Source organism: Moraxella equi (assembly GCF_002027555.1).
Taxonomy (GTDB): Bacteria; Pseudomonadota; Gammaproteobacteria; order Pseudomonadales; family Moraxellaceae; genus Moraxella; species Moraxella equi.
In genome coordinates this window covers 3,183-13,481 of sequence record NZ_MXAP01000095.1, presented here as the reverse complement: position 1 = coordinate 13,481, position 10,299 = coordinate 3,183, and the positions used below count along the sequence as shown (strand labels likewise).

11 protein-coding genes are annotated in these 10,299 nt (G+C 45.5%); 2 read left to right on the top strand and 9 right to left on the bottom strand.

Annotation, left to right across the window (positions count from 1 at the left end; genetic code table 11):
* Nucleotides 1-97: 97 nt before the first annotated feature.
* Complete coding sequence (gene nagZ / locus B5J93_RS09270; protein WP_079326129.1) at nucleotides 98-1,162, top strand: beta-N-acetylhexosaminidase; 1,065 nt, start codon at nucleotides 98-100, stop codon at nucleotides 1,160-1,162.
* A gap of 246 nt (nucleotides 1,163-1,408) precedes the next feature.
* Here the strand turns inward: nagZ and pyrF are convergent, their stop codons facing one another.
* The 9 genes from pyrF to B5J93_RS09225 form a co-directional block, all read right to left on the bottom strand.
* A complete protein-coding gene (gene pyrF, locus B5J93_RS09265; RefSeq protein ID WP_079326128.1) occupies nucleotides 1,409-2,119 on the bottom strand; it encodes an orotidine-5'-phosphate decarboxylase in 711 nt (236 codons plus the stop codon).
* Between the two features lie 24 nt (nucleotides 2,120-2,143).
* On the bottom strand, nucleotides 2,144-2,542 hold the full coding sequence (locus B5J93_RS09260) for a lipopolysaccharide assembly protein LapA domain-containing protein (protein WP_079326127.1): 399 nt from the start codon (nucleotides 2,540-2,542) through the stop codon (nucleotides 2,144-2,146).
* Between the two features lie 8 nt (nucleotides 2,543-2,550).
* Nucleotides 2,551-2,889, bottom strand: coding sequence for an integration host factor subunit beta (locus B5J93_RS09255; RefSeq protein ID WP_167346510.1), 339 nt, complete (start codon nucleotides 2,887-2,889; stop codon nucleotides 2,551-2,553).
* Nucleotides 2,890-3,073: 184 nt separating this feature from the next.
* Nucleotides 3,074-4,747, bottom strand: coding sequence for a 30S ribosomal protein S1 (rpsA, locus tag B5J93_RS09250; RefSeq protein WP_115236880.1), 1,674 nt, complete (start codon nucleotides 4,745-4,747; stop codon nucleotides 3,074-3,076).
* A gap of 133 nt (nucleotides 4,748-4,880) precedes the next feature.
* A complete protein-coding gene (locus B5J93_RS09245; RefSeq protein WP_079326125.1) occupies nucleotides 4,881-5,369 on the bottom strand; it encodes a GNAT family N-acetyltransferase in 489 nt (162 codons plus the stop codon).
* On the bottom strand, nucleotides 5,366-6,070 hold the full coding sequence (cmk, locus tag B5J93_RS09240) for a (d)CMP kinase (RefSeq protein WP_079326124.1): 705 nt from the start codon (nucleotides 6,068-6,070) through the stop codon (nucleotides 5,366-5,368). The genes B5J93_RS09245 and cmk overlap by 4 nt, the downstream gene beginning before the upstream one ends.
* A gap of 395 nt (nucleotides 6,071-6,465) precedes the next feature.
* Nucleotides 6,466-7,065, bottom strand: a complete 600-nt coding sequence (gene tadA / locus B5J93_RS09235) for a tRNA adenosine(34) deaminase TadA (RefSeq protein WP_420811407.1) — start codon at nucleotides 7,063-7,065, stop codon at nucleotides 6,466-6,468.
* Nucleotides 7,047-7,766 carry a uracil-DNA glycosylase gene (gene ung, locus B5J93_RS09230; RefSeq protein ID WP_079326123.1) on the bottom strand — a complete coding sequence of 240 codons (720 nt, stop codon included), beginning with the start codon at nucleotides 7,764-7,766 and terminating at the stop codon, nucleotides 7,047-7,049. Before ung ends, tadA begins: the two co-directional genes overlap by 19 nt.
* Nucleotides 7,767-7,906: 140 nt before the next feature.
* Nucleotides 7,907-8,866, bottom strand: a complete 960-nt coding sequence (locus tag B5J93_RS09225; RefSeq protein WP_079326122.1) for an RDD family protein — start codon at nucleotides 8,864-8,866, stop codon at nucleotides 7,907-7,909.
* Nucleotides 8,867-9,035: 169 nt separating this feature from the next.
* Between B5J93_RS09225 and corA the strand changes: the two genes are divergently transcribed.
* The gene (gene corA, locus B5J93_RS09220; RefSeq protein WP_079326121.1) at nucleotides 9,036-10,256 is read left to right on the top strand and encodes a magnesium/cobalt transporter CorA; all 1,221 of its coding nucleotides are present in this window, start codon (nucleotides 9,036-9,038) and stop codon (nucleotides 10,254-10,256) included.
* Nucleotides 10,257-10,299 lie beyond the last annotated feature (43 nt).

Below are 10,299 nucleotides of genomic sequence, written 5' to 3'. Positions count from 1 at the left end.
ATTTGTTTTTAACAATACCGAAAAAGTTACACAGATTTTGTGGTGTTTTTGCGGTTTCATGGCATAATAAGCCTTTTAAATTCTCATGGGGCGATTTATGGCAACTGGTATCATCATGGCGGACGTGGACGGTTTGGTTTTGACCGATGACGACAAGGCATTTTTGGCGAATGATGCCTTAGGCGGGGTGATTTTATTTAAACGCAATGTACAAGACCCCGCCCAAGTGCGAGCCTTGACCGACAGCATGCGAGTGGTCAATCCACGCCTTATCATCAGTGCTGACCAAGAAGGCGGACGAGTGGCACGATTTAGGGACGGTTTTACGCCCTTACCCGCCATGGGGCGACTGGGTGAGATTTATGATACAAATCAACAGCTTGCTCTATCGCTTGCCTATGATACAGGGTATCTCATGGCGTGTGAAGTGCTTGCCGTGGGCGTGGACATTAGCTTTGCCCCTGTACTGGACATCAATGGGTGTAGCCTTGTCATTGGCGACCGTGCGTTTCATGCCGACCCCCAAGCCGTTACCGCCCTATCATCACGCTTTATAGATGGCATGAATGATGCAGGCATGAAAGCCACGGGCAAACACTTCCCTGGTCATGGCTCTATCGCCCCTGACTCGCACGTATCCGATGCGGTGGATACCCGCTCGCTTGATGAGATTTGGGGGTGTGATTTAATCAGTTTTAAAAATAACTTAGCCAAACTGTCCGCCCTGATGCCTGCTCATGTCATTTTTAGTCAAATTGATGACAAGCCAGCAGGTTTTTCAAAGGTATGGCTCCAAGAGATTTTACGGGATAAAATGGGTTATGATGGCGTGCTGTTCTCGGACGATTTGTCCATGAAAGCCGCCCATGTCGCAGGGGACGTCACCGCTCGGGTCAAATCCGCCATAGACGCAGGGTGCGACATGGCACTCGTTTGCAATAGCCGTGATGATGCTGTCCTTGCGGTAGAATTTGCCAAAGGTATGCCTGACGTACCAAACCGCTTTGGCAAGATGAAAAGCGTGATACCTACTTGGCAAGGCGACTTAACTACCACTTGTCAGGCATTCGCCCATTATAATACCGCAAGAGATAATGTGCTTGGGGCATTTTTTAATGATGTTGGCAGACAAGATGAGAAGGACCCGACGAATTACATCTAACACAAACTGCTGTTATTACAGCATCTAAGGTAAAATATATAGGTTCAACCATCAAAGAGAGCATTGAAAATAGTTTGTTTTAATTGGGGCGTGCTTACCATTGATAACATTCTTATAAAATAATAAGATGAAAACTTGAAAATTTCAATCAATTTTTGCATGAAAGATGGGCGATTTTTCTCATTTTTCATTGCAAATGCCAAAGGCAGGCACGTCCCAACAACGCTAAAATATTGATAAACAGCCCTAAATCGTCTGTAAAATCTTAGCCAATTTCTGTCTTGGCTCATCAGCTTGGGTAATAGAACGCCCAATCACCAAATAATCCGAACCATTATCCAAGGCTTCTTTGGGCGTGCAAATGCGTTTTTGGTCATCCTGACCATCATCAGGCAGGCGAATACCGGGGGTAATGAGTTTGAACGCCTGCCCAAATTTAGATTTTAAAAGCGACGCTTCTTTGGCAGAGCAAACCACCCCATCAAGCCCCGCACGATGAATCAAACCCGCCAGTCGCATGACATGCTCATCTAGCGTGCCTTGCACCCCAAGCTCACCGAGTACATCTTGTGTCATTGATGTTAGTACCGTCACTGCGATGAGCAGGGTATCATAACCACCGTCATTTAGGCGTGCCTTACACAGTGCCATCGCATCGGAACCGATGGATGCATGCACATTTACCATCCACACACCCATGTCAGCCGCCGCCAAGACCGCCTGGGCGGTAGTATTGGGAATATCATGGAATTTTAAATCCAAAAAAACTTGAAATCCACGCTCATGAAACGCATCCACCACCTCTCTACCACAAGCAGTAAACAGCTCTTTGCCCACCTTTAAACGACATAGACTCGGATCTAAGCTGTCCGCAAGTGCCAAAGCTGATGGTAAATCATGCTTGTCCACTGCAACGATGATGGGAGATGTGATTGGGGTATGTGTATTTATTTGCATGGTTCTTTGTCTTAAAAGTAATGATTATAAAGGACGAGTATCAGACAGGGAGCGAGTGTCAGATTCTATGGTTGTGACGGTCTGCTCAGGGGCGGTAACTTTGGTTTCATCCGCCAAGATATGCGACTGACGAGAATGCTCAATCACGACATTTGCTTCGTCTAATTTGGCTTGCAAATCTGCCTTTTCTTTACGCAAACGGCGGATTTCTAGCTTATTTTGTAGCACCCTAAATAGTAGCACCGACAACAAGATACCAATGAAGACACCCAAAGCAATGGTTAGGACAAGCAATAACCCCAAATTCGTGGTTGGCACCTGTGAGAACAGCAGATTAACCGCAATCTCGCTGTTATTGGCAAGTACCAAGGCAATGGCATAGCCAAAAAACAGCACCAATAAAATAATGATAAATAAAGACATAAGATACCTTATCTGTTATGAATATCTACAAGCTCACGCAACGCTTTGCCTGGTTTGAAGTGTGGCACGGCTTTGGCTTCTACATCCACATATTCGCCCGTTCTGGGGTTGCGAGCTCTGCGGGCATCACGATGATGTAAACAAAAACTGCCAAAACCTCGAACTTCTACTCGCTCGTCTTTGGCAATGCTATATGTCATCATGTCCAAAATCTCACGCACCGCCTCATCAACTGCCATCTCTTCTAAGTTATCACATTTAGATGCCACGTTTGCAATCAAATCTGACTTTTTCATCACATCTTCGCTGTTATGGCTAGACTTGTTCTCTTGCTTGATTTCTTGCATTTTTTCACCTTTTGAACCACACCTTACTCAAATTCACAACAAAATTACCGATGAGCAAGGTTCAAGTTAAAGTGTCATCATACCGCAATTTCGCCAAAAATAAAATCAATTTTTTGTTAATTTTCAAATATTTAATCCAAAAAAAGACCTTGAATCACTTCAAGGTCTTCCGATAAATCAGCGATTAGCCTTTTAGTTGGTCGGCAAAGATGTCGCCCAAGGTTTTTGGCTGATTTTCAGTGGCTGCATTTGACAGCTCTTTTAGTGCTTGACGCTCATCGGCTTCGTCTTTGGCTTTGATAGACAAAGTGATATTGCGAGCTTTGCGGTCGGCACGAACGATTTTAGCTTCCACTTCATCGCCCACGCTTAGCACTTTTGATGCGTCTTCGGTACGCTCACGAGTGATGTCGGCAGCGGCCAGGTAGCCTTCTACGTCATCCGCTAGAGTAATAACTGCACCTTTAGCATCTACTTCTTTGACTGTACCTTTAACGATGGCACCACGCTCATTGGCAGATAGGTATTCGTTAAATGTGTCAGAGTTAAGCTGTTTGATACCTAGGCTGATACGGTTACCTTCAGCATCCACTTGTAGCACTTGGGCTTCTACGGTGTCGCCTTTGGTGTAGCTACGGATGGCTTCTTCGCCAGACTCATTCCAAGAAATGTCAGACAAGTGAACCAAACCATCAATACCACCTTCTAGACCAATGAACAGACCAAAGTCAGTGATTGATTTGATAGTACCAGTGATTTTGTCGCCTTTTGAGTATTTCTTATCAAACTCTTCCCATGGGTTTGGCATGGTTTGCTTGATACCTAGGCTGATGCGACGACGCTCACCATCAATTTCAAGAACCATCACATTCACTTCATCACCCACTTGGACAACTTTTGATGGGTGAATGTTTTTGTTGGTGTGGTCCATCTCAGAAACGTGTACCAAACCTTCAATACCTTCGGCAATCTCAGCAAAACAGCCATAATCAGTTAGGTTAGTTACACGAGCTTTGGTGATGGTGCCAACTGGGTAAGTTTGTTCAACTTCGCCCCATGGGTCAGACCCAAGCTGTTTTAGACCTAGGCTAACACGGTTACGCTCACGGTCGAACTTCAATACTTTAACTTTAAGCTCTTGACCCACTTCTACCGCTTCTGATGGGTGCTTGATACGCTTCCACGCCATGTCAGTGATGTGTAGCAGACCGTCAATACCACCTAGGTCAACGAACGCACCATAATCAGTTAGGTTCTTAACGATACCTTGAACTTCCATGCCTTCTTCTAGTTTGGCAAGCAGTTCATCACGCTCAGCACTATTTTCAGCTTCCATAACGGCACGGCGAGATACTACGATGTTATTACGAACTTTGTCAATCTTGATGACTTTAAATTCTAGTTCTTTGCCTTCAAGATGAGTGGTCTCACGGATAGGACGTACATCCACCAATGAACCTGGTAGGAACGCACGCACAGAACCAATCTCAACAGTAAAGCCACCTTTAACCTTGGATGAGATAAGACCAGTAACAATTTCGTCATTCTCATGAAGTTGTTCAAGTGCACGCCAGCTTTCTTCACGTTTTGCTTTTTCACGAGAAAGCACTGTTTGACCCATGCCGTTATCAACTTTTTCGATAACCACGTCCACAGTGTCACCAACAGCAACTTCAAGCTCGCCCGCTTCGTTTAGAAACTCGCCACGCTCGATGATGCCTTCTGATTTTAGACCTGTGTCCACGGTAATCCAGTCGTTGTCAATCGCAACAACTTGACCTTGGATAACTGCACCAATTTCAACTTTTACTTCGTTTGCATTGCTTTGTTCAAACAGTTCAGCAAATGATACCATTATGTATACCTTAAAAATAGCCGTAGCCTGTCCAGCACAGTACGGTTCAAGTGATGTGTGCTATTGAGAGATGCTGGTTTTGACTCAAATAGCAACACAAAAATATGATAAACGCAACAATTATATCAGATAATTATTAAAATAGATAGCGATTTATTTTAAGACAATATACCCACTGCTCGCCCTTTTGCCCCATAACGGTTCGTGCTTGCCTTATAAAACCTACCTTTTCATAAAGTCTTTGGGCGGACACATTGGCGTGATTTACCCCAAGTACAAACTCATCGCAAAGAGAAATGTGCATTTTACAAAACTCTTGTAAGCGTTTAACATCCAGAGCATTTTTGGCATAGCCCATACCTTGAAAAGCAGGATTCATAGACATAGAGCGAAGCAGGACGGCATTGGGATTGTCAGTGTAGTGGTATTTATCCCGCCCAAAATCCAGCACAAAAAATCCCACTGCCCGACATAACTCATCATCCAAAATCACCACCTTATAAGCATCTGCACGCTCATCATCAAACCAGTCTTTTGGCAAGGTGGTAAACTGCTTTTGCTCATCGCCCAACGCATAAGACAGCTCATCTTGGTGCATGGTGCTAAGCGGGGCAAGCGTTATCACAGCTTACCCTGTGCAAATGCCAAAATCTCATCAAGCACCGCATCCGCTGATTTGTCCGAGCTATCAATGATAAGGGCGTCTGCAGCGGGCCGACTTGGGGCAACGGCACGGTTTTCGTCTCGCTCATCTCGGGCGATGATGTCGGATAAAATCGCATCATAATCCGCCACTTTGCCTGCCATTTGTAATTGCAACACCCGTCTGTCGGCACGAGCTTTGGTGCTTGCGGTCAAAAATACCTTGACAGGAGCATCGGGGAAAATCACCGTCCCCATGTCTCGCCCGTCTGCCACAAGTCCTGCTCTGTCTTTTGCCATGTTTTTTTGTAGGTCAAACAAAGCCGTCCGCACGCTTGGCAACACAGCGACACGGGACGCATATCCGCCCACGATTTCGTTGCGAATGTCGTCCGTTAGGGGGATGTTGTCCACTAGGATTTCCACCGTTTTTGTGGCGGTGTTGGGGCGAAAAGATGGGTGTAAAGACTTAGTTAATTTGGCAACTTTTTGCTCGTCAATATCAGCACCGTCAAGCAAACCGTTTTTAAATGCCATTAGCCCAACAATGCGATACAACGCACCGCTATCTAACAGCTCAAAACCAAAATGCTCAGCAAGGCGATATGCCACCGTGCCTTTACCTGCACCTGATGGACCGTCAATGGTGATGATTTTTGGGGTAATGGATTGTGGGGTTGCCATGGTATTTCTCCTTTAAGTACACCCAACCAACTTGATATTTACCACGGGTTTGTAGGGGTGTGCTGAGCACACCCTTTGATGATATTACTATACAAGGCGTGCTCAGCACGCCCCTACGTCCACACATCATTGTATTTGTAGTAATTTTAAAGTTTCTTGGGTGTATAAATTTAAGAATTTTTTAAAATAAAGGTATAATTAAGTAACAATACCCAACTTTTTATAAGACATTAGGGCGTGCCTGCCTTTTGTATTTGCCATGAAAAATGAGGAAAACCGCATGTTTTTCATGCAAAAACACTGTTTCATTTCTAAAACATTTCTATATTTTAAATTGTGTTATAAAGGGCAGGCACACCCTAAATTAAAATGCCATAAAAATAGAATTAAAAAAATCAATGCTCGCCATTTAACCGACTTTCAATTTTTGCCTTTTTCTTATCGGCTCGTCTTTGTTTAAAAAATTGGCTTAACATCATTGAGCTTTCATTTGCCAAAAGTCCACCTTGAATATTGATGATGTGATTATAAAACGGCTCTTTGGCAAGGGTTAATTGGCTTGCCACCGCCCCTGCCTTTGGCTCATACGCCCCAAACACCACACGGCTGACACGGGCATGAATAAGCGAACCAAAACACATGGTGCACGGCTCTAACGTAACATACAGCGTACTACCCATCGGCAAGCGGTAATTTTGCAACCTTTGGCACGCCTGACGCAAGGCGACAATCTCGGCATGGTGCGTGGGGTCATGCGTGCTAATCGGGCAATTAAAGCCTTCGCCCAAAATCTGCCCGTCATGCACCACCACCGCCCCCACAGGTATCTCGCCATGCTCCGCCCCACGTCTGGCAAGGATTAGGGCTTGGTTCATCATGGCTACATCGGTAGGCAACCAAAATTTTAAGGAACTAAAATTTGGCAAATCACACGCCATTTTAGGCACAATTTCACGCACAATTTCACGATACGCCATTACTGTGGCAACGCCCAATCAATCTCCCCTTTACCGTGTCTGACAAGATAATCATTAGCTTGCGAAAACGGACGAGAGCCAAAAAATCCGCCACGATTAGCCGACAAGGGGGATGGATGATTGGCGGTTAAAATCAGATGGCGAGAGGTGTCAATAAACCGTCCTTTTTTCTTGGCATAACTGCCCCACAGGATAAAAACCGTGCGGTCGGTTTGGCGGTTGATGACATCTATCACCGCGTCCGTAAATTCTTCCCAGCCTTTGCCTTGGTGCGAGCCTGCTTGCCCATTTTCTACCGTCAATGTGGCGTTTAGTAGCAATACTCCCTGATTTGCCCAATGGGTCAAATCGCCATGAGCTGAGACAGGAATGCCCAAATCGGTGGCAAGTTCCTTTAAAATATTGGCAAGGCTTGGCGGTTTGGGGATGATTTTTGGCACGCTAAACGACAGCCCCATAGCCTGCCCTGCCCCATGATAGGGGTCTTGCCCGAGTATCACAACTTTGACGGCTGATAAGGGCGTAGTATTTAGGGCATTAAAAATTTGTGATTTTGGTGGATAAATCGTTTTGCCTTGGGCGTATTGGTTTTGCAAAAAAGTACGCAAATTATTCATGACAGGCGATAACAATATATCCGCTAAGGCAAATTTCCAATCATCAGGCAGTTGTACTTTGTTTAAGGCGGTTAATTGGTCTTGGGTAAGATTGGTATTCATGTTTTTATGTTCATAAATTAAAAATGGGTATTGATAATTTATTTTTTGAAAATAAAATTTAAAAAGCTGTATTGGTTTGATTAAATTTTTAATTAAGGGCGAATGTGATTCGCCCCTACACTTTAATAAAATATCAAGAATTATTTTTTGGTTTTATCCAATTGTGAAGGTTTGGCTTTTACCGTTAAAGTTTTGGTCATTTTATCATGCCAGCCTTGATTTTTATCATTAGCTTTTGCCATGCCATAATTTACCGCAAGCATTCCCATCGCAGGTAGTCCTGACATAATACTCGCCCCAATTGCATACACCGCAATCAAAAACAAAGTCCGCATAAATACAAGCGTGCCAAAACTGGGTAATTTGCCTGTTTTTTCGTCCACGACACGAATACCCATAACCAGTTTGCCAAACGATTGCCCACGCATGATGATGAGCAGTAGCTGAATGCCAAGCAACACCAAAAACATAAGATTACTTATCATGACCGTAGTCTTTGACACTTTATCCACTAAACTTTGGCTATACGCTTGCAAGGCTTGATAATCTTGGGCGTGGCGTGCTATCTCATTGACATCCACCACCTGCATGAACGCCATGATGAGTGGCAACAGTGCCAAGATATACAGTGCCACATTAATGGCAAATGCCGAAAAGCGAGCCAAAATACTGGCATACTCTATCGTGCCATCATCTTTTGGCACGCTTGCCATCCGCTCTTTGGTCGGACGGGTATTTGACTCAGTTCGTCTTGGCTCGTTATTCTGACTGACGTTGGGGTCTTGTATGGGTTTACGCCCATAGAGTTCGGCAACCGATACCCGCTTTTGCTCAGGCTTGTCTTTGACAAAATCGACATTATCACCAAAGCCCCGCTGTTCAGGCTTGGCAGTGGGGGGTTTTGGGCTGGGCGGTGTTTGCACAGACGGCTGATAAGTATAGACCCCGCCTGTCATCTGTCCGACCGTCTGCCACTCGCTCATGCCCGTGTGCCACATCAGGTCAGTCAAGGCAACTTCGCCCGATAGGAGCATGCGGTTTAGTTCATCTAAGCTATAAGGCCCTGCTTGGACGTTGTTTCGTGCTAGGTAGATTTTCATATTGTCATATCAAGGTTAAAATTTGGCTTATTTTACCACTTTTAGCCCCCCATTAGCCACAAAAAACCATGAAATTTTGTTTATACCGACCAACAAATTTTTGCCACAACAAAGCAAATCTTGCTATAATATCGCATTTGCTTATTTATTTTGATTTTTAGGGGACGGCATGCCACACACCACGCCTACAACAAAAACACCCACCACACCCCTACAAGAAGAGCTGTTTGAGCCTGCCGATGTGCCCAGCGAGCCTGATGACGACCTAAATCTCCACGACGAAGAAGACAGCTACATCTACGGCGACGCTGACGCCACCGATGAAGACACCATCGAGACCATGACGGTCTATGACCCCGATGCTGACCGTTTTGAAGACCTAGAAGAGAACTCAGGCGACAACGAAACCGTCGTCTGCTACGCCTACTCTCGTAAGACGGGCGAGCCTGTTGCCACACTCGCCATCGATGAAGTCAGTCGCCAACTGACTAACAACAGCCAATTCATCTGGCTTGGGCTACACGACCCCAGTTTTGAGACAGTCAAGGAAGTCCAAGACGCCTTTGATTTACACGAACTTGCCCTAGAAGACGCCTTTGCCGACCACCAACGCCCCAAAGTCGAAAGCTATGGCAACGACACCATTTTCGTGGTCGTGCGTACCGCCAAGCTCGAAGACAACTACATCCGCTATGGCACGACCGCCATTTTTATGGGCAAAAACTTCATCATCAGCGTACGGCGTGGGGCGTCCAACTCCTACACCCCCGTGCGTGAGCATTGCCACAGACGACCCGAGAAACTTCGCCTAGGCCCGATTTTTGTTCTGCACGCCATTTTGGACTTTATTGTCGATAACTACCTGCCGATTACCGACCGTTTGGGCAACTATTTGCGTGAGCAAGAGCGTAACATTTTCTCGTATGAGTTTAGCAAATCCACCCTAAAAAGCCTGTACGAGCTAAAATCACAACTGGTACACATGCGTGCGGTGATTCTGCCCGTCCAAGACGTGTGTAACTTTTTTATCAACCACAAAAAAAACGAGCTGGTCTCCGCCTTTCCTGCCGCTGCCAAGCCCTACTTTCGTGACGTGAACGACCACCTGCTCCGCTCCATTGATGCGGTGAACGGTCTTAACGAGATGCTCTCAGTCGCCATGGACACCTACATGGCAATGGTCACCATGGGACAGAACGACGTGGTACGAAAACTCGCCGCTTGGGCAGGTATCGCCGCCGTGCCGACTGCCGTGGCGGGGGTGTACGGCATGAACTTTGATTTCATGCCCGAACTTCATTGGAAATACGGCTATTTTATGGTCATCGGCACGGTCTTGGCAGTCTGCCTATATCTCTATCATAAATTTAGAAAGGCAGGTTGGTTATAATAATGATAATTATTTACCGCTTTGAAAATTGAAATTGGAAAAT

Excerpts from the sequence above, each read along its gene's own strand:
- nagZ (WP_079326129.1), top strand. The coding sequence starts at position 98 with ATGGCAACTGGTATCATCATGGCGGACGTGGACGGTTTGGTTTTGACC.
- pyrF (WP_079326128.1), bottom strand. The coding sequence starts at position 2,119 with ATGCAAATAAATACACATACCCCAATCACATCTCCCATCATCGTTGCA.
- B5J93_RS09260 (WP_079326127.1), bottom strand. The coding sequence starts at position 2,542 with ATGTCTTTATTTATCATTATTTTATTGGTGCTGTTTTTTGGCTATGCC.
- B5J93_RS09255 (WP_167346510.1), bottom strand. The coding sequence starts at position 2,889 with ATGCAAGAAATCAAGCAAGAGAACAAGTCTAGCCATAACAGCGAAGAT.
- cmk (WP_079326124.1), bottom strand. The coding sequence starts at position 6,070 with ATGGCAACCCCACAATCCATTACCCCAAAAATCATCACCATTGACGGT.
- ung (WP_079326123.1), bottom strand. The coding sequence starts at position 7,766 with ATGAATACCAATCTTACCCAAGACCAATTAACCGCCTTAAACAAAGTA.
- B5J93_RS09225 (WP_079326122.1), bottom strand. The coding sequence starts at position 8,866 with ATGAAAATCTACCTAGCACGAAACAACGTCCAAGCAGGGCCTTATAGC.
- corA (WP_079326121.1), top strand. The coding sequence starts at position 9,036 with ATGCCACACACCACGCCTACAACAAAAACACCCACCACACCCCTACAA.